Below are 19,961 nucleotides of genomic sequence, written 5' to 3'. Positions count from 1 at the left end.
AGTCGTATGCCGCGTCGCGATCCACGGGCTTCACCCGAGAATCCAGGCGCGATGCGTCCATCGCGAGAAACGCGGGGATGCTCGGGTCAAGCCCGAGCATGGCGGAAAGAACAGAACAGACGCCGATCAAAGCCAGCGCCTCGCTCGTCAGCCGGCCGGCCCCTGTCAGCAGCCCAAGCGCCCGGAAGGATCCGAGCGCGTTCCATCGGTGCCAGTGCCCGATGGTTCGTCCACCGGGCCCTGACCTCTCGAGGTCAGCTGTATAGGCTCACAGGCGGGATTCGGCCATTCAAAGCAAAGTCGCCGACCTCGCGGGCCTTGTAGAAGACCGGGTCGTGCAGCGTGTGGGTCCGGACGTTGCGCCAGTAGCGATCGAAGCCATGATGCGCTGCCGTGGCACGCGCTCCCATCAGTTCAAACACCTTCGTCGTCACATCGAGCGCCACGTGGGTGGCGTTGATCTTGGCAGCATAGGCTTCAAGTGCTGCTTCCCCGCGCTCGCGCTCCGTCACCGACCGCCCTTTCGACAACGCGGCCTCGACAACGCCCGCCGCAACGTCGGCCAAAGCGACGGATGCTTTCAAGGCAGCCTGCAACTCGCCGACGCGTTCGAGAATGTAGGGGTCGTCGCTGGCACGAGCCACGCCTGATGTGATCCAGGGTCGCGTGGTGGTTCTGACATAGTCGATTGCGGCGGCGAGTGCGCCTTCCGCCGTTCCGAGATAGAAATTGACAAACACCAGCTGGATCAGCGGCGTGTTGAACGTCGCCTGCACCTGAGGCGGATCGAACGGTTCGGCAAGCGGCAGAATGAAATCGCGCTCGTAGACAGGAAAATCGCGAAACTCGACGCTGCCGCTATCGGACAGGCGCTGGCCGATATTGTCCCAATCGTCATGGGCGACATAACCCGGACGATCCGTCGGAACGACGAAATTGGCGATCTTGCCCTCAAGCGTCGCGTTGACGTTGATGCGATCGGAAACATGCGCGCCGGTCGAGAACGTCTTGCGGCCGTTGAGCACATAGTGGCCGCCGCGCCGTTCGAGCACGAGCCCCGGATCCCGCGGGTTGACGGCAGCACCCCAGTAGAGCTGGCGTTCGACGGTCTCGGCACCGAGCACCCAGGCCTGCCTCCCATCGGCAGTCGCCCAGTAGACATACTGGCTGTTGACATAGTGATAGCCGAGCAGCTGGCCGATAGAGCTTTCGCCACGCGAGATGATCCGGACGAGACGCAACCCATCAAGCCAGCTCAAGCCCGCTCCGCCGATTTCCTGGGCGTGCAGCGCCGTCAGCAGACCCGCCTGGCGCAGCGCTTCGATTTCGTCGCGTGGCGGCAAGCCCAAGCGATCAAGCTCGGCGCCGCGTTGCGCAAACTGGCTCGAAAGCTCGGTCGCCTGCGCAAACAGATGCTGGCGCTTTTCTTCCTGTTCGGTATTGGCCGGTTCGGGTTCCCGGAGGAAATGCACGTTGCTCATTCGCCTCACTCCATTGATTAAGGCGGAATAGTGCATTCATTCTATAGACAATAACAGCAAATGATTTTCAACTCAGGCCGGCGAACGGGAAAGTCCTACCCCTGAAAACCTTTACGACGGCAGCTGACCTCGGCAAGGATCAGCCGACTTCGGCGTCTCTGAGCGCGACGATCTCGGTGCCGTTGTCGTTGGCGGCAAACTGTTCGAGTGTCATGTTGTCGAGGATAGACGCCACCGCATCGCGGACGTCACTCATCGATTTGCGCACGTGACAGTTGACCGGATCGGAACAGTCATCGCAGGCTTCGAACGCGGTGCGGCTGGCGCAGCGGATCGGGGCCAGCGGCCCGTCCAGCGTGCGGATGACCTGGCCGATGCGGATATCGGATGCTGGCCTCGAAAGCGAATAGCCGCCGCCAGGGCCCTTTTTCGAGCGCAGGATTCCGGCGTTGCGAAGCTCAAGCAGGATCGCGTCGAGGAACTTCTTCGGAATATTGTTGCGGGTGGCGATTTCGGTGATGAAGGCGGTCTCGCCGGGCTCCAGTTGAGCCAGGTCGACAAGAGCCTTCAGCCCGTATTTACCCTTCTTGGTCAACATTGCACTTCGCTTTCCTGAACACAAAGGCCGCCACGAGTCCGTTCCGCACCGACGTTGGTATCACCGGAGCCAACAGGTTGTGACGGCCGCACTGTTTCACTTAAGATGCCATACACCCAAACCGGGTCACTCTCAAGAAATTACGTAAGTTTCTGCATAGATTTTGTGAATTTTATTGTCGAATTCAAGGCAACGCAGCAAAGATTTGCTCCAAGGCCAGCTGCTTCTTCAAAACCCGCAGATGCAAAGCCGTCAAAAAAGCTTCGCAGGGATCCAATCGGCGGTGACGGCGTCACTGGCGCTGAAAGCCGGGACTTTCACCGCCAGCTCCTCGATCGTCTTCACGCCGGCCTGACGCAACGCCTCCTGGGTTAGCAAGGCCGGCTTGACCAGGATCTGTTTCGGCACATCCTGACCCGCGATCTTGAGCGCGACGGCACGGACAGAGACCGCGCCGACAACCGCCGGGTTGGTGGCAACGGTCGCCACCCAGGGACTACCCTCCTCGACGATCTCCTGGATATCGGCGGTCGAAACATCGGCGGAGTAGATCTTCAACTTTTCGGCGATGCCGAGATCCGCGGCTGCGAGCTTCACACCGCGGGCGAACTCGTCATAGGGCGCGAAGACGACCGATATGTCCGGGTTGGCGGCAAAGGCGGCCTTCGCCTGGTCGGCCGTACTGGTTGCCGTGGTGTCGCTGACATTGCCGAAGCGGGCTTTCTCGACCACATAAGGATTGTCCGTCTTGAACTTGTCCCAGACTTCGTTGCGGCGGTCGAGCGGCGCGAAGCCGGCGACATAGACGTAACCGGCCTTGAAGCTCGTGCCGTTATCCTTGACGGCCTGCTCCAGCGCCAGCCGCGCCAGTTCATGGTCGCTCTGCTCCACCTGCGGCACGGCAGGATTGTTCAGATTGACGTCGAAGGCCACTACCTTCACACCCGCATCGACCGCCTGCTGCACGACATCGCCGAGCGATTCCGGCAGGCCGTGGTCGACGACGATGCCTTGGACGCCGAGATTGATCGCCTGCTGGACCTGCTCGCGCTGTTCCGCAGCATTTTGCTTACCGGGAAAGACGCGCAGATCGATGCCGAGCGCCTTGGCCTGCGCCTCTGCTCCGGCCTGATAGGCCTGGAAGAAATCACCTGATGAAATATAGGAAATGAGCGCCACTTTCACCCCGCCCTTGTCGAACGGCGCCGGCGCGCCCTCCAGCCCTGCGGCCGAAGCACCACCTGCAAACCCAAAAGCCACGAGCGCGGTCGTCGCGCGTTTCAAACCGTACCGCATTGTCGATCTCCTGTTGATCTCAACCCTTGCAGCTGACCATCAGCCGTCGACGTCATGGTATAATCTACAATTTCTATGTACAATAAAGACATTCCAATCCCTAAGCCGCCAGAGGAACGCCTTGCTCACAACGGCCGGTCTGGCGGCAGAAGTTGCGCGGCGGGCCACCGAAGACGAAATGGCTGAGGAACGCCCTCGGATGAATATTCCGATTATTGGGAAATCTAGGGATACTTTTGCGACATATTAGCGGATGTTTGGCACCGGCTTTCGTTTGTTGCGCTGTCTTTCTCTACCGAAAATGCATATTTTTCGACCTTGATTGCCGCGCAGTGACAAATTGGTTTAGCAATGCCCCTCCTCCGCATCGACGGACTTGCCCATGCTTTCGGGCCAACGAAGGCGCTTGCCGGAGCCTCCCTTGAGATTAGCTCCGGCGAAATCGTCGCTCTCATGGGCGCAAACGGCGCCGGAAAATCAACCCTCGTCAATGCGCTTGCGGGAACGCTGGCACCCGACCACGGAACGATGACGCTCGCGGGTCGCGCCTACGCCCCCCGTTCACCGGCCGAGGCAACGGATGCCGGCGTGGTCACCGTCCATCAGTCGACAGAGCGCGTCGGCGCGCCGGGGCTATCCGTCGCCGACGCGCTGCTGCTGCATGCCTATGCCGATGGCTCGGCCCCCTTCTTCCTCAGCCGCTCCGCTGTTCGTCGCAAGGCGGCGGCCATGCTTGAGAACGCCGGGTTCGCGCTGCCGCTCGACCGGGATTTTGCAGAACTGACGGCCGCCGATCGTCAGCTCGTCGCCATTGCCCGCGCCCTGTCGCGCCAGGCGTCTCTGCTGATCCTCGACGAGCCGACCGCGAGCATTTCCGGACGGGAATCCGAGCGGCTCTATGCAATCCTGCGCCGCCTTCGTGATGAGGGCCTGGCGATCCTGTTCATTTCCCACCGGATCGCCGACCTCAATGCGCTTGCTGACCGCGCTGTCGTCATGCGCGGCGGCGCTGTCGTGGGAGAATTCGCACGACCGATCGACTTCGATCGTGCTGTCGAAACGATGATCGGCCGCCCCTTGCGCGCCGCCCGACCGGACGCCCGCGCCGTGCGCGGCGCACCGGTGCTGGAGATGGCCGGTATCCAGCTCGTTTCCGGCGGTACCCCGTTCGACCTCAATCTTCATCCGGGCGAGGTTGTGGCGGTCACAGGCGTGCTGGGTGCGGGCAAGAGCCGCTTGCTTCAGGCGATCTTCGGTACGCGAACACTTGCCGCTGGCACGATGCGGCTCGACGGTGAGGCCTACCGACCGGCAACACCCGCCGATGCGATCAACGCCGGTATCTTCATGGCCGGCGAAGACCGCCACCGCTCTTCGCTGATGCCATCCGATTGGCCGGGCAGCAATCTTGCGGCAACGATCAGCCTGCCACATCTGGCAAAGTGGTATCCGCTCGGTTTCCTCCTCGGCACCCGCGAGAAGCAGGAGGCGCAGCGCGCCATCGTTACGCTTGGCATCAAGGCAAGCGGGCCAGATGCGCCGATGAACTCGCTTTCCGGCGGCAACCAGCAAAAGGTGATCCTCGGTCGATGGAATGCCGAGCCGAGCCGCGTGCTTTTGCTCGACGAACCGTTCCAGGGTGTCGATGTCGGCGCCCGGCACGACATCATCACCGCGATCCGCGCCAACACCGAGCGCGCCACCCTGATCGCCACGTCGGACCCGGAAGAGGCGCTAGAAGTCGCCGACCGGATTCTGATCATCGACCACCACACATTGACGCCGGCCCCGCACGCGTTGCAAACGGCGGAAGCAATCGAGGCTTGACCGGATGACGACTACCAACAGCGAGAACCAAAGCCCGGTCAGCGAACGCGTCAGCGCCGCCATCCGCGCCAGCGCCGTCTTCATCCTGCTCATCGTCATGGTCGCAGGCTTTGCGATCGCCCAGCCCGCCTATATCAACGTCAGCAACCTGATGAGCATTCTGCAGGCCGTTTCCGTCGTCGCCATCCTGGGCGCCGGCGTCACGATCACGCTCGCCGTCGGCGGCTTCGATCTGTCGATCGGGGCGGTCGCCGCCTCGAGCGTCATGGCGGCGAGCTATTCGATGATCGTCTGGGGCCTCGGCGTCTACGAGACCGTGCCGCTCGTCCTCCTGTTCGGTGCACTCGTCGGCCTCGTCAACGCCTTTCTGATCGTGCGCCTGCGCGTGCCCGATCTCCTCGCCACACTGGCGATGATGTTTCTTCTGACTGGCCTGCAACTGATTCCGACGGCCGGGCGCTCGATCTCGGCCGGCCTGATCCTGCCCGACGGCTCGACGGCGAAGGGCGCTTACGATCCGTCGTTCCTCCTGATCGGGCGGTCGAGCTTCTTCGGCATCGTCCCCGCGCCTGTCGTCATCATGGTGCTTGTCGCCATCGTCCTGTTCGTACTGACGGAGCGTACCCGGCTGGGACGCCTGCTGTTTGCCACCGGCGGCAACGAACTGGCAACCCGGCTTGCCGGCGCTTCGGTTCCCCGCCTGAAGACGCTGGCCTATGTGCTTTCCGGCACGCTCGCCTCGCTCGGCGGCATCATCGTCGCTGCCCGCGTCGGTCGCGGTGACGTCTCGTCCGGCGCCTCGCTGCTGATGGATTCCGTCGCCGCCGCGCTCATCGGCTTTGCCGTTCTCGGCCTGCGCCGTCCCAACGTCTTCGGCACTATCGTCGGCGCAGTCTTCGTCGGCCTGCTTCTCAACGGCCTGACGATGCTGAACGCCCCCTATTACACCCAGGACTTCGTCAAGGGCGCCGTGCTCGTCGGCGCGCTTGCGCTCACCTACGGCCTTGGCCGCAGCCAGACGCGCTAGCCAACCCTTCAAACACAGTGAGGATACTGACCATGAGACATTTGACGCGCAGCCTTCTCGGCGGCCTCATCGCCGCTTCGCTGACGGCGACTCCTGCTTTTTCCGCCGGCATCGATGGCGCTCCTGCCCCGTTCGACAAGGGCGACGTCGACATCGCCGTGGTCAGCTTCCTCGGCGGCGGCGACTGGCTGCAGGCCTTCGAGGCGGGCGTCAAGCGCCAGGCGGATGCGCTTCATGTCAACCTCACCGTCTCGCAGGCGCGCAACGACAACGACACCCAGCGCAGCCTCATCGAGCAGGCGATCAATCTCGGCGTCGATGGCATCATCATCAACAATGGCCGTCCGGAAGTCCTGAAGGATGTGGCGCAGAAGGCGCTCGACGCCGGCATCAAGGTCGTCGCCTATGACGTCAACCTCGACAATCCCAAAATCCCTCAGATCGAGCAGAGCGACAAGGACATGGCCCGCCTGGTGCTGGAGCAGGCGGTCAAGGACAAGGGCGATGGCTTCGTCGGCGGCGCCGTCTATGTCGCCGGCTTCGCACCGCTCGACCGTCGTTACGCCGTCTGGAAGGATTTCGCCGCCAAGCACAACCTGACGGAGAAGGCTACCTGGGGCGTCGTCAACGACACGGTGCCGGCCTCCGTTGCCGACCAGACCAAGGCCGTCCTGACCGCCAATCCGGACATTTCCGTCATCTTCACCCCCTGGGATGAGTTCGCCAAGGGTGTGAAGCTGGCGATCGACGAACTGGGCGTTGCGAACAAGGTGAAGATCTACGGCGTCGATATCTCGACATCGGATATCCAACTGATGAACGAGCCGGATAGTGCCTGGCAGGCGACAGCCGCGACCAACGCCGCGGTCGTCGGCGAAGTCTCGGTGCGCGCGGTCTCGCTCGCAATCGCCGGTCAGTTCCCCGGCCAGTCGGTGCTGCTGCAGCCGACGCTCGTCACGCGTGACGATCTCGCCAAGGGCGAGATCAAGACGATCGAGGACTTGCAGGAGAAATTTCCGGCCTTCCGCAAGAGCGATGCGGCGACTGCCGAGTGGATCCCCACGGCCACCAATTAATTCCATTTGAAGGAAGAGCGCCGCGCTGATCGGCGCGGCGCTTTTTCAATGACAAAGACAGGAAAGACCATGAGCGGCATCGACCTTCCCACGCCCGATTTCACAAACAACATGAAACTGATCGGCCATTCGCCGATCGGCGGGCGCGGCGATGGTCTGCAACTGATGGTGCATCGCGGTTTCGCCTATGTCGCTCATCCCTGGTCCCAAGGGTTTTCCATCGTCGACGTGCGCGATCCGAAGAAGCCGGGCGCGGTCACCTATGCGCCGGCACCGGCCAACACCTGGAACATTCATCTGCAGACCCATGACGACCTGCTTCTGGTCATCAATGCGCTCGACCTGTTCGCCGACGTCGAGACCTTCGCCGACGAGAAAACCTACTACACCAAATCGGTCGGCGACACCGTCTCCGGCAGCGGCCGCAAACGCGCCTGGAGCGCCGGCATGTCGGTCTTCGACATTTCCGTTCCCGACCGTCCGCGCAAGATCGGCGAGTTGAATATAGACGGCGTCGGCTTCCACCGCCTCTGGTATGTCGGCGGCCGCTACGCCTATGCCTCGGCGCTGTTCGACGGCTTTACCGACTATATCTTCGTCACCATCGACATGGCGGATCCGACCCGGCCCGAAATCGTCGGTCGCTGGTGGCTGCCGGGCATGAACAAGGCCGCGGGAGAAGCGCCGACTGCACCTGAAGGCAAGCGCTACGCGCTGCACCATGCGCTGGTCTCTGGCGACACCGCCTATGCGTGCTGGCGTGACGGCGGCCTGACGCTCCTCGACATCAAGGATCATGCCAACCCGAAGCTGATCGCCCACCGCAACTGGTCGCCGCCGTTTGGCGGCGGAACGCACTCGCCCTTGCCGCTGCCCGGTCGCGATCTGCTCGTGGTCGCCGACGAGGCTGTGCTCGACCACGAGGAAGACGGCCGCAAGCATACCTGGATCTTCGATATCCGCGAGCCCACCAACCCGGTCAGCATCTCGACCTTCCCTATCCCCTCGGAAGCCGACTACGTCGCCAAGGGCGGGCATTTTGGGCCGCACAACCTGCACGAAAACCGGCCGGGCTCCTTCGTTTCGGAAACGCTGATCTTCGCCACCTGGCAGAATGCCGGCATCCGCGCCTTCGATATCAGCGACCCTTACCGTCCGCGCGAAACCGGCGCGCTGGTTCCAGCCGCACCGACCGAAATGACCGACCGGCGCGCGGGCCGCCCCCGCGTCATCCAGTCGGCCGACGTCTTCGTCGATGCCGCCGGGATCATCTATGCCACCGACTACAATGCCGGCCTCGCCATCATCGAATATGGCGGCTAGAGCATTTCCAGGAAAAGTGTGAAGCGGTTTTCCGTCAGGAAATGCGTAAAAAGCGTCTCCGCTTCAGACCGTGAGATGACGCCGCGCCTCGACGGTGTCGAGCGTCTCCGGCGGCCCCTCATGCACTACGGCGCCGCGGTCCATGATGTAAACATGGTCGGCGAGTTCGCGGCAGAAATCGAGATATTGCTCGACCAGCAGGATCGCCATGCCGGTGGAATCGCGCAGATAGCGGATCGCCCGGCCGATATCCTTGATGATCGACGGCTGGATCCCCTCGGTCGGCTCGTCGAGCACGAGAATGCGCGGACGGGTGACGAGCGCCCGGCCGATCGCCAGTTGCTGCTGCTGCCCGCCGGAGAGATCCCCGCCGCGCCGCCCCAGCATCGAGCGAAGCACGGGGAAGAGGTTGAAGACATCCTCCGGTACCGAACGATCGGCGCGCTTGACCGGCGCGTAGCCGGTTTCGAGGTTCTCCTTGACGGTCAGCAGCGGAAAGATCTCGCGCCCCTGCGGCACGTAGCCGATGCCCTCCTTGGCGCGGCGATAGGGCGCCATGCCTCCGAGCGTCACCCCATTGAAGGCGATCGAACCGGCGCTGACCGGATGCTGCCCGGTGATCGCCCTGAGCAGGCTCGACTTGCCAACGCCATTGCGGCCAAGCACGCAGGTGATCTTGCCCATTTGTGCTTCGATCGAAACGTTGCGCAGCGCCTGTGCGGCACCATAGTGGAGATTGACGTTTTCGACGCTCAGCATGGAGGCGTCCTTTCCCTTGGGCCGTTGGTGAGTGGCCGCTATCAGCGGCCGAGATAGTTTTCGATCACCTTCGGATCGCTGCTGACGAAATCGATCGAGCCTTCAGCCAGCACCGAGCCTTCGGCAAGGCACGTGACCTTGACCCCAAGCTCGCGGATGAAGCCCATGTCGTGCTCGACGACGACGACCGAGCGCGTCCTTGCGATCTCCTTGAGCAGGATCGCCGTTTCGGCCGTCTCCGCATCGGTCATTCCGGCAACCGGCTCGTCGACCAGCAGCAGCTCCGGCTCCTGCGCCAGCAGCATGCCGATCTCCAGCCACTGTTTCTGGCCATGCGACAGGTTGGCGGCAAGATCATCGCGGCGCGCGTTGAGCCGCACTATCGACAGGATCTCTTCGATCCGCGCCTTGTCGTCCGCCGTCAGCCTGTAGAACAGCGTCGGTAAGACCCCACGGCTTCTGTTGAGCGCCAGTTCCAGATTGTCCCAGATGGTATGGCTTTCGAACACCGTCGGCTTCTGGAACTTGCGGCCAATGCCGAGATTGGCGATCTCAGCTTCATCCCGTTGGGTGAGGTCGATGTCGCCCTTGAAGAACACCTGTCCCTCGTCCGGACGCGTCTTGCCGGTGATGATGTCCATCATCGTCGTCTTGCCAGCGCCGTTCGGGCCGATGATGGCGCGAAGCTCGCCCGGCTCGATCACGAAGGACAGCGAATTGAGCGCCTTGAACCCGTCGAAGGAGACAGAGACGCCGTCGAGGTAGAGAAGGCTTTTCGGCTTGGTCTGGCTGATCGTCTGATTCATGCCCATCACTCCGCAGCCATTGGTTCAGCGACAAGGGTGTCCCGAGCGCGTTGGGCATCTGCCGCCCGGCGGTGGGCTTTGCGGCGGGCAAGATAGGCGCTCGCGGTCCCGACCACGCCCTTCGGCAGGAACAGGGTGACGAGAACGAACAGCCCGCCGAGCGCAAACAGCCAGAACTCCGGAAAGGCCGCCGTGAAGATGCTCTTGCCGCCATTGACGAGGATCGCGCCGACGATCGGCCCGATCAGCGTCCCGCGCCCGCCGACTGCGGTCCAGATGACCACCTCGATGGAGTTGCCGGGCTCGAACTCGCCGGGATTGATGATGCCGACCTGCGGCACGTAAAGCGCGCCGGCAATGCCGGCCATCATCGCCGAGACCGTGAAGGCGAAGAGCTTGATATGCTCCACCCGATAACCGAGAAACCGCGTACGGCTTTCGGCGTCGCGCACGGCGACCAGCACCTTGCCGTATTTCGAGCGGACGATCGCCGCCGTCAGCACCAGGCATAGGGCAAGCATCAGGGCGGATGCGGCAAAAAGTGCGGCGCGTGTACCGTCAGCCTGGATGTTGAAGCCGAGGATATCCTTGAAGTCGGTGAGGCCGTTGTTGCCGCCGAAACCCATGTCGTTGCGGAAGAAGGCAAGCAGCAGCGCATAGGTCATCGCCTGGGTGATGATCGACAGATAGACGCCGTTGACCCGCGAGCGGAAGGCGAACCAGCCGAAGACGAAGGCAAGCAGTCCGGGCACCACCACCACCATCAGTGCCGCGAACCAGAACATGTCGAAGCCCTGCCAGAACCAGGGCAGCTCCTTCCAGTTGAGAAACACCATGAAATCCGGCAGCAAAGGATTGCCATAGGAGCCGCGCGCGCCGATCTGGCGCATCAGGTACATGCCCATGGCATAGCCGCCGAGCGCGAAGAACGCGGCGTGACCGAGCGAGAGGATGCCGCAGAAACCCCATACGAGATCGAGCGCCAGCGCCAGAAGCGCGTAGGTCAGATATTTGCCGAACAGCGAGACCAGATAGGTCGGCACGTGCAGCGGGTGATCCGGCGCCGTCAGCAGGTTGAGGGCGGGAATGGCGATGGCAAGAGCCAGCAGTAGCGCCACAACCGTGACGATGCTGCGATCGAGCGACTTGAGCAGAAACGAGGTGATCATGCCTCCACCGCCCTTCCCTTGAGTGCGAAGAGGCCACGCGGCTTCTTCTGGATGAAGAGGATGATGAGCACCAGAACGAGGATCTTACCGAGAACGGCGCCCGCATAGGGCTCGAGGAACTTGTTGAGGATGCCGAGCGAGAAGGCGCCGACGAGCGTTCCCCAGAGATTGCCGACACCGCCGAAGACGACGACCATGAAGCTGTCGATGATGTAGCCCTGGCCGAGATTGGGCGAGACATTGTCGATCTGTGACAGCGCCACGCCGGCCATGCCGGCGATGCCGGACCCGAGAGCAAAGGTCAGAGCGTCGACCAGGGGCGTGCGGATGCCCATGGACGACGCCATGCGGCGGTTCTGCGTCACGGCCCGCATCCTCAGCCCCATCGACGTTCGCTTCAGCAGGAACAGAAGGGCTGCAAAGACGGCGAGCGCAAAGACGATGATCCAGAGCCGGTTCCAGGTGATCGTCAAGCCGCCGAGATCAAAGGCGCCGGCCATCCAGGAGGGATTGCCGACTTCGCGGTTGGTCGGCCCGAAGATCGAGCGAACCGCTTGCTGCAGGATCAGCGAGATGCCCCAGGTGGCCAGCAGCGTTTCGAGCGGCCGACCATAGAGAAAGCGGATGACGCTGCGCTCGATGGCAAGGCCGATGATCCCGGTGACGAGAAAGGCGAGCGGCAGGGCGATCGCCAGCGACCAGTCGAAGAGAGCGGGATAGGAGGTGCGAATGACGTCCTGGACCAGGAATGTCGTATAGGCGCCGAGCATGACCATCTCGCCATGCGCCATGTTGATGATGCCCATCACGCCGAAGGTAATGGCAAGACCGATTGCCGCGAGCAGCAGCACCGAACCGAGCGACAACCCGTACCAGACGTTCTGGCCGGCGTTCCAGAATGCTTGCGCCTGTTCGATGCGCTGCAGCGCGGCCTCGATATCCGGTTTCAGGCTGGCATCCGCCGATGAGCGCGCTGAGGTCAGCGCGCCAAGTGCCTCGCGGCCACCGCCTTCTGCCAGCGTCTTGATCGCCGCACGCTTGTCGTCGTCGGAACGGTCGGAAACCAGAAGCGTCACCGCGCGCGCCTCGTCGAGCGCCTTGCGCACCGTTGCGTCCTTTTCCGCGGCGAGTGCCGTCTCGATCGCCTCGAGCGCGTCGGCATTCGGCGTCTGCCGCATGGATTGCGCCGCCTTCAACCTTGCGCCCGTATCGGCGCTGAAAAGCGTCAGTCCACCGAGCGCGCCTCGAACGGCGCGCCGGACGGCGTTGTTGACCTTGATTTTCTGCAGCTCGCCCTTCGGCACTTCGCCGACATCAGAGCCATCAAGCGGATTGACTAGAACAAGACTCGCGCCCTTCTCCGTCGTGAGGAAGACCCCGCCGTCGGTCTTTCGCGCATAGAGATTGCCCTCCCCAAGCGCCTCGAGAACCGGGATGACACGTGGATCGCCGCTCTTGGCAAGCGCGGCAATGCGATCATCGAGCTCGGCCAGCTTGGCCGTTCCGAGCGCACTGACGAGCGCGCCGAGATCGTCCGCGGCGCGCGAGCCCGTGACATGGGCTGAAACCAGCAGGCAAAGGGTGATCAACAGGGTTTGCAGAATGCGATACATCGCCCTCTCGCTTGGGTCTCGCTCGTCTGTGGCAGCGCCAGGCAGGCGCGGCCACCGCGGCATGGAATTTCGAGATCCCTTCGCCCAACGGGAGCATTGGGCGAAGGGTATGCCTGCCTATGATTTCGTCATTCAAAGGGGATTGAGGCGTTGGCCACGACCCGGAAACTATCGTTTGGTGATGAAATCAGGAGCCCTTGCCGCCGCATTTGCCCGTGGCGACGTTGAAGTTGCCGCAGGACATCGGCGCGCGCCAATCGGCGATCAGGTCCTTGGAGTCAGGCAGGTAATCGGACCATTCGTCACCAACCACGAGACCGGGCGTTTCCCAGACCGTCTCGAACTGGCCGTCGCTCTGGATCTCACCGATCAGCACCGGCTTGGTGATGTGGTGGTTCGGCATCATCGTCGAATAGCCGCCGGAGAGATTGGGCACGGATACGCCGATCATGGCGTCAAGCACTGCGTCGGTGTCGGTCGTTCCGGCCTTTTCGACCGCCTTCAACCACATGTTGAAGCCGATGTAGTGGGCTTCCATCGGGTCGTTGGTGACGCGCTTGTCGTTCTTGGTGTAGCCCTTCCAGGTCTTGATGAACTCGGCATTGGCAGGCGTATCGACCGACTGGAAGTAGTTCCAGGCGGCGAGATGGCCGACGAGCGGGGCCGTATCGAGACCGGCGAGTTCCTCTTCGCCAACGGAGAAGGCGACAACCGGGATATCCTCGGCCTTGACGCCCTGGTTCGCCAGTTCCTTGTAGAACGGCACGTTTGCGTCGCCGTTGATCGTCGAGACGACCGCCGTCTTCTTGCCGGCAGAACCGAATTTCTTGATATCGGACACGATCGTCTGCCAGTCGGAATGACCGAACGGCGTGTAGTTGATCATGATGTCCTCGGGCTTCACGCCCTTGGAGATGAGATAGGCCTCGAGGATCTTGTTGGTCGTGCGCGGATAGACGTAGTCGGTGCCCGCTAGAACCCAGCGCTCGACGCTTTCGTTTTCCATCAGATAGTCGACCGCCGGAACGGCCTGCTGGTTCGGCGCGGCGCCGGTGTAAAAGACGTTGCGCTGGCTTTCCTCACCCTCGTACTGCACCGGGTAGAAGAGGATCGAATTAAGCTCCTCGAAAACCGGCAGGACGGATTTGCGCGAGACTGACGTCCAGCAGCCGAAGACCGCCGAAACCTTGTCGACGGAAACGAGCTCGCGCGCCTTTTCGGCAAAGAGCGGCCAGTCGGACGCGGGATCGACGACAACCGCTTCCAACTTCTTGCCGAGCAGGCCGCCCTTCTTGTTCTGCTCGTCGATGAGCATGAGCATGGCGTCCTTCAGCGTCGTCTCGGAGATCGCCATCGTTCCCGACAGCGAATGCAGAATGCCGACCTTGATCGTGTCGTCGGCCGCAAAGGCGCCGTTGAATGCCGTCGTCGACAAGATCGTTGCCAGGAAAGCGCCGGTGACGCGTGCCTTGATATTCATCTGATTGAACCCCTCTCGTTCTGATCGCCGCAACGAGGCTTCGTACCTTTTGACCGTTGCTTGAGGGATCATCCGCCAGTCGTGCTGCACTGCACATACGTCATTCTACGTAGGTCGAGGGGGCAAAGAGGAAGCTGCCGCGATATGGGCGATCCGGAGTTCACGCCGCCGTGCAGGAATTGTGCAAAGGCCATGACGTTGAAATCAACGTGCCAGTCTGGCCGCAGGATGGCTTTTCCGGCTATTGAAACATCGAAGGCCGACTGGCCATCAACAGCAGCTCAACACAGGTGAGAGATCATGAAAGCACGTATCAAGTGGGTTGAAGAGCGGACATTCGTCGGCGAGTCCGGAAGCGGTCACAAGATCGTCCTCGGGACGGCATCCGGTCCGGAAGGGCGGACGCCTGGACCAAGCCCGATGGAGCTGATGTTGATCGGCGCCGGTGGCTGCTCGGCCTACGACGTCGTTCATATCCTCGAAAAGGGTCGCGAGCCGGTCGAAGATTGCTCCGTGGAGCTCGACGCCGACCGCGCAGAAGAAGACCCGCGCGTCTTTACCCGCATCCATATGCACTTCGTGGTGAAGGGGCGTGGCCTCTCGGAAAAGAAGGTCGAGCGCGCGGTCGCCCTCTCGCTTGAAAAATACTGCTCGGCGTCAGCCATGCTCGCCAAGTCCGCGAGGATTACCCATGATTTTGTCGTCGTCGACACATCAGCAGTGAGCGGATGATCCTTTCACACTTGCTTTCGCCATCTCCGCATTGCATAAATTTCACGCACGGAATGTGCGTGCCGTGAAAATAGGCACATATGTGTCGGCAATGCGAGAGATGACGAGGCAACATGGCGGCACGCCAGCGCATCATTCCCGTTCGACGCGAATACAATCGCTGGGTCGCCGACCAGACGCTTGAAGACTATGCGCTGCGCTTCACCGCCAAGAGCGCGCGGCGCTTTTCCTCCGAGCGCATCTCTCAGACGGCGATCGGGGCGATCTCGTTCCTGGCGCTGGAGGCGATCGGTGGCGCGATCACCATGTCCTACGGCACGACCAACGCCATCGTCGCCATCCTGATCGCCAGCCTGATGATCCTGACGGTCGGCCTGCCGATCAGCCGTTACGCGATCCGCCACGGCGTCGACATCGACCTTCTGACCCGCGGCGCCAGCTTCGGCTACATCGGCTCGACCCTCACCTCGCTGATTTATGCGAGCTTCACCTTCATCCTCTTTGCGATCGAGGCCTCGATCATGTCGGGTGCGCTCGAGCTGGCGCTCGGCATACCGCTTTGGGTCGGCTACATCGTCAGCGCGGTCGTCGTCATTCCGCTCGTCACCCATGGGGTGCGGCTCATCAGCAAGTTCCAGCTGATCACCCAGCCTTTCTGGATCGTGCTCAATATCCTGCCCTTTATCTTCATCGCCTTTGCGGACTGGGAGAAGGTCGCCACCTGGCTTGCCTATGCCGGCATGCATCATGCATCCGGTCCACCGGGCACGCTCGCGCCCTTCGACCTCATCGAGTTCGGCGCCGCCTCGGCGGTGATCTTTGCGCTGATGGCGCAGATCGGCGAGCAAGTCGACTTCCTGCGCTTCCTGCCGCCCGACGGCCAGCGCAAGCTGCATCACCGCGTCGCCATCTTCCTGGCCGGCTCCGGCTGGGTGCTCGTCGGGGCACCGAAGCTTCTGGCCGGTTCGTTCCTTGTCGTGCTGGCGCTTTCCTCCGGCGTTCCGTCGACGCGGGCGGCGGACCCGGCGCAGATGTACTACACCGCCTTCGGCTACATGATCCCGTCTGAGACCGCCGCCCTCCTCTTGATGGTCGCCTTCGTGGTCGTTTCGCAGTTGAAGATCAACGTCATGAACGCCTATGCCGGGTCACTTGCCTGGTCCAACTTCTTCTCGCGCCTCACCCACAGCCATCCCGGCCGCGTCGTCTGGCTGGTGTTCAACGTGGCGATCGCGCTGCTTCTGATGGAACTCGGCATCTACAAGCTCCTTGAGGAAACGCTCGGCGTCTTCTCGATCGTCGCCATGGCCTGGCTTTGCACCATTTCGGCCGATCTCTTCGTCAACAAGCCACTCGGCCTCTCGCCGCCTGGCATCGAGTTCAAGCGCGCGCATCTCTACGACATCAACCCGGTCGGCCTCGGCGCCATGGCGCTTTCGGCGACGATCGCACTGACGGCACATTTCGGCGCCTTTGGCGCCATCGCCGCATCGCTCGCGCCCTATATTGCCCTTGTTATCGCCTTCATCGCCTCGCCTCTGATCGCCTGGGCGACCGGCGGCAGATATTACCTCGCCCGCAAGCCGCGTAAAAGCTGGGCAAGCGAGAGCGAGATCACCTGCTCGATCTGCGAACATCCCTTCGAGCCGGAGGATATGGCTTGGTGCCCGGCCTACGCTGCGCCCATCTGTTCGCTCTGCTGTTCTCTCGACAGCCGCTGCCATGACATGTGCAAGCCGAAGGCACGCTTCAATGCGCAGGTGGCAACGGTCGCGAACGCGCTTCTACCCGAAGAGGTAACGGCGAAGCTCACGACGCGGCTCGGGCGCTACGCCATTTCGGCGGTGCTCTCGATCGCAGGCATCGGCCTGATCCTGGCGATGATCGCGCACCAGACCGGCAACGCTTCGCCCGAGACGGCAACAGTGGTCGAGCGCACCATTGCCGTCGTCTTCTTCGTCTTTGCCGTGCTCGCCGGCATCGTCTGCTGGTTCTATGTGCTCGCCCACGACAGCCGCGTCGTCGCCGAAGAAGAATCGTCACGGCAGAACACGCTGCTGCTGAAGGAAATCGCCGCACACAAGAAGACCGATGCCGCCCTGCAGCAGGCAAAGGAGACCGCCGAGGCGGCCAACCGCGCCAAGAGCCGCTACGTTGTCGGCCTCAGCCATGAGCTGCGCACACCGCTCAACGCCGTACTCGGCTACGCACAGGTGCTTGAGCGCGATGAAACGATCCCACCGGCCCGACAGGGCGCGATCAAGGTGATCAAGCGCAGCGCCGATCATCTCTCCGGCCTCATCGACGGACTTCTCGACATCTCGAAGATCGAGGCCGGCAAGCTGCAGGTCTATTCCAACGAGACCAACATCCATGATTTCCTCGATCAGGTCGTCGAGATGTTCCGCCCGCAAGCACAGGCGAAGGGGATCGCCTTCGAACATCGACGCGCGCCCGCCTTGCCGCGCTACGTCAAGACAGATGAAAAGCGGCTGCGCCAGATCCTCGTCAACCTGCTCTCCAACGCCCTGAAGTTCACCGAGCGCGGCGAGATCCGCTTCGATATCGATTATCGCAGTCAGGTTGCGACGTTTACGATTGCCGACAGCGGCCGTGGTATTGCCGAGAAGGATCTGCCGCGCATTTTCGACCCATTCCAGCGCGGCGAGGCGGAACATCTCGGCAGCATGCCGGGTCTCGGTCTCGGCTTGACCATAACCCGATTGCTGACGCAGACGCTGGGCGGCGAGATAGCCGTCACCAGCGAACCGAACAGTGGCACGACCTTCAGGGTCCGGCTGATGCTCTCCGCCGTCGATCGGCCGGCGCCGCTGATAGCGGTGCGCCGGATCACTTCCTATCTCGGCCCGCGGCGCACAATCATGATTGTCGACGACAACGCCGATCACCGCGAACTGATGCGCGAAATCCTGCAGCCGATGGACTTTACGGTGCTTGCCGCCGAAAGTGGCGGGCAATGCCTCGCGATGGTCGAGGCGCTGGCGCCGGACATCTTCCTCGTCGATATCTCCATGCCTGGTATGAACGGTTGGGAACTCGTCGACAAATTGCGCCGCAACGGCCAGACGGCGCCGATCATCATGCTGTCGGCCAATATCGGCGACGGCTCGACGACAGGCGCCCTTGTCGGCCACAACGACACACTCGCCAAGCCCTTCGGCGTCGGCCAGCTCGCGGACAAGCTTGCCGTTCAACTTGGCCTCACCTGGATCCACGAGGGCGAAGCGTCCGAGGAGCCGAGAGCGGCAAATGCCGATGCGATGACGTTGCCCGACGAGCACCATGTCGAGGAGTTGATCCGGCTTGGCGAGATCGGCTACGTCAGAGGCATCGAGGCCAAGCTGACGGAGATCGCGCTGGAGCCCGAACATCAGCTCTTCGTCGATGCTGCTCGCGCCTATGTCCAGGCCTTCGACCTCACGGGCTATGACGCCTTCCTGAAGAAAAAAGCGGCGAATGGAGCTGTCACCCGTGGTTGAGACTTACGATCGTCGCGACATCGTACTGCTGGTGGACGATTCCCCGGAGGCCCTCGGCTTTCTGACCGAGGCGCTGGAGCAGTCGGGCTTTTCTGTACTGATCGCCACCTCGGGCAGTGCCGCACTTTCGATTGCCGACCGGATTACGCCCGATGTCATTCTGCTGGACGCTGTCATGCCCGGTATGGACGGGTTTGAAACCTGCCTGAGACTGAAGGCCAACGCCTCCGTCGGCCAGACACCGGTGCTATTCATGACCGGGCTGACGGAAACCGAGCATGTGGTGCACGCCCTCGAAGCCGGTGGCGTCGACTACCTGACGAAACCGATCAACATCGATGAGCTCAGGGCCCGCATCCGTGTTCATCTCTCCAATGCCCGCTCGGCGCAAAGCGCCCGCGTTGCGCTAGACGCCGCCGGGCGCCATCTGCTTGCCGTTCGCTCTGACGGCAGTGTTCGCTGGTCGACACCGCAGGCCAACCGCCTCGTCAACGCCGCAACCGGCAGCGACGAGGGCCTTGCGACGATCGCTCGGCGCATCGCCGCCTGGATGGAAAAAACCGAGACAGGCGGCAAGCGGGAGAACAGCTTTACCCTCGAAGAGCCCGGTCAAGCGGGACTGCAGATCTCTTTCCTCGGCGCGATCGGCGCCAACGAATATCTCTTCCGCCTGACGGCCGAGAGCCGACGCAGCGACGACGAGATGCTGCGGCAGCACTTCTCGCTGACCCAGCGCGAATCCGAAGTGCTGCTCTGGATCGCGAAGGGGAAATCGAACCGCGATATCGGCGAGATTCTCGGACTGAGTTCACGCACCGTCACCAAGCATCTCGAACAGATCTATGTGAAGCTCGGCGTCGAAAACCGTGCCTCGGCGGCGGTCAAGGCGACACAGGTCCTGCACGGGATATAAGCAACAGCGTTCCGGCCGCACCGTACCTCACTCAATCGCTGCTAGCCTTCTTCGCATTTCCCTGGGCCCGAGAAGGGCGTCCGAGAATCCGGAGAGCGAAAGAGTGATGGGGATCGCCTTGCTTCCGGCGTTGCCGCCGAGTGCTCTAGCTAGGCTGAAGAACCTGTTCAGCAAACGCACGCCGCGCGCGAACACGTAGCGCGCCTATGATCGCCAGAGCGATCTGCCGCCAGCGCGCTTTTCGGGCGTATAGATCAATCGAAGTAGGACAAATTCCGCCGCTATAAACACAATATCGGCCTAAAGCCTCCACCCACTCTTGCACAAGCAACGCTCCGGCATAGGTATTGGCACAGTGCAG

15 protein-coding genes are annotated in these 19,961 nt (G+C 62.3%); 7 read left to right on the top strand and 8 right to left on the bottom strand.

Annotated features, from left to right (window positions below):
• Positions 1-254 precede the first annotated feature (254 nt).
• From C6558_RS14850 to C6558_RS14840, 3 genes are all read right to left on the bottom strand, one after another.
• Positions 255-1,481, bottom strand: coding sequence for an acyl-CoA dehydrogenase family protein (locus C6558_RS14850; protein ID WP_057222856.1), 1,227 nt, complete (start codon positions 1,479-1,481; stop codon positions 255-257).
• A gap of 139 nt (positions 1,482-1,620) precedes the next feature.
• Complete coding sequence (locus C6558_RS14845) at positions 1,621-2,079, bottom strand: Rrf2 family transcriptional regulator (protein ID WP_077505311.1); 459 nt, start codon at positions 2,077-2,079, stop codon at positions 1,621-1,623.
• 252 nt (positions 2,080-2,331) lie between these two features.
• On the bottom strand, positions 2,332-3,375 hold the full coding sequence (locus tag C6558_RS14840; RefSeq protein WP_107027473.1) for a substrate-binding domain-containing protein: 1,044 nt from the start codon (positions 3,373-3,375) through the stop codon (positions 2,332-2,334).
• 351 nt (positions 3,376-3,726) lie between these two features.
• Between C6558_RS14840 and C6558_RS14835 the strand changes: the two genes are divergently transcribed.
• The 4 genes from C6558_RS14835 to C6558_RS14820 all read left to right on the top strand — a co-directional run bounded on the left by C6558_RS14835 (position 3,727) and on the right by C6558_RS14820 (position 8,628).
• Positions 3,727-5,202: a sugar ABC transporter ATP-binding protein gene (locus tag C6558_RS14835; RefSeq protein WP_107027472.1), complete on the top strand. Its 1,476-nt coding sequence runs from the start codon at positions 3,727-3,729 to the stop codon at positions 5,200-5,202.
• 4 nt (positions 5,203-5,206) lie between these two features.
• Positions 5,207-6,229: an ABC transporter permease gene (locus C6558_RS14830; RefSeq protein WP_107027471.1), complete on the top strand. Its 1,023-nt coding sequence runs from the start codon at positions 5,207-5,209 to the stop codon at positions 6,227-6,229.
• A 32-nt stretch (positions 6,230-6,261) separates the two neighbouring features.
• Complete coding sequence (locus C6558_RS14825; RefSeq protein WP_107027470.1) at positions 6,262-7,305, top strand: substrate-binding domain-containing protein; 1,044 nt, start codon at positions 6,262-6,264, stop codon at positions 7,303-7,305.
• A gap of 69 nt (positions 7,306-7,374) precedes the next feature.
• The gene (locus tag C6558_RS14820) at positions 7,375-8,628 is read left to right on the top strand and encodes an LVIVD repeat-containing protein (RefSeq protein ID WP_107027469.1); all 1,254 of its coding nucleotides are present in this window, start codon (positions 7,375-7,377) and stop codon (positions 8,626-8,628) included.
• 63 nt (positions 8,629-8,691) lie between these two features.
• Here C6558_RS14820 and urtE read toward each other — a convergent pair whose 3' ends face one another.
• From urtE to urtA, 5 genes are all read right to left on the bottom strand, one after another.
• The gene (urtE, locus tag C6558_RS14815; RefSeq protein WP_107027468.1) at positions 8,692-9,387 is read right to left on the bottom strand and encodes an urea ABC transporter ATP-binding subunit UrtE; all 696 of its coding nucleotides are present in this window, start codon (positions 9,385-9,387) and stop codon (positions 8,692-8,694) included.
• Positions 9,388-9,428: 41 nt separating this feature from the next.
• Positions 9,429-10,193, bottom strand: coding sequence for an urea ABC transporter ATP-binding protein UrtD (urtD, locus tag C6558_RS14810; RefSeq protein WP_162771166.1), 765 nt, complete (start codon positions 10,191-10,193; stop codon positions 9,429-9,431).
• 5 nt (positions 10,194-10,198) lie between these two features.
• Complete coding sequence (urtC, locus tag C6558_RS14805; RefSeq protein ID WP_107027467.1) at positions 10,199-11,362, bottom strand: urea ABC transporter permease subunit UrtC; 1,164 nt, start codon at positions 11,360-11,362, stop codon at positions 10,199-10,201.
• On the bottom strand, positions 11,359-12,975 hold the full coding sequence (gene urtB, locus C6558_RS14800; protein WP_025429227.1) for an urea ABC transporter permease subunit UrtB: 1,617 nt from the start codon (positions 12,973-12,975) through the stop codon (positions 11,359-11,361). Before urtB ends, urtC begins: the two co-directional genes overlap by 4 nt.
• A 187-nt stretch (positions 12,976-13,162) precedes the next feature.
• The gene (gene urtA / locus C6558_RS14795) at positions 13,163-14,455 is read right to left on the bottom strand and encodes an urea ABC transporter substrate-binding protein (RefSeq protein ID WP_025429228.1); all 1,293 of its coding nucleotides are present in this window, start codon (positions 14,453-14,455) and stop codon (positions 13,163-13,165) included.
• 300 nt (positions 14,456-14,755) lie between these two features.
• On the opposite strand from urtA, the gene C6558_RS14790 reads away from it, so the two are divergent.
• From C6558_RS14790 to C6558_RS14780, 3 genes are all read left to right on the top strand, one after another.
• Positions 14,756-15,187 carry an OsmC family protein gene (locus C6558_RS14790; RefSeq protein WP_025429229.1) on the top strand — a complete coding sequence of 144 codons (432 nt, stop codon included), beginning with the start codon at positions 14,756-14,758 and terminating at the stop codon, positions 15,185-15,187.
• A gap of 113 nt (positions 15,188-15,300) precedes the next feature.
• The gene (locus tag C6558_RS14785) at positions 15,301-18,687 is read left to right on the top strand and encodes an ATP-binding protein (RefSeq protein WP_107027466.1); all 3,387 of its coding nucleotides are present in this window, start codon (positions 15,301-15,303) and stop codon (positions 18,685-18,687) included.
• Entirely contained in the window at positions 18,680-19,600 is a 921-nt protein-coding gene (locus tag C6558_RS14780) for a response regulator (protein WP_025429231.1), read from the top strand. Before C6558_RS14785 ends, C6558_RS14780 begins: the two co-directional genes overlap by 8 nt.
• The last annotated feature ends 361 nt before the right edge of the window (positions 19,601-19,961 follow it).

This window comes from Ensifer sp. NM-2 (assembly GCF_003024455.1).
Lineage (GTDB): Bacteria > Pseudomonadota > Alphaproteobacteria > Rhizobiales > Rhizobiaceae > Ensifer > Ensifer canadensis.
Note: the sequence above shows the minus strand (reverse complement) of the source record. Positions and strands in the feature narration are given on the sequence as shown.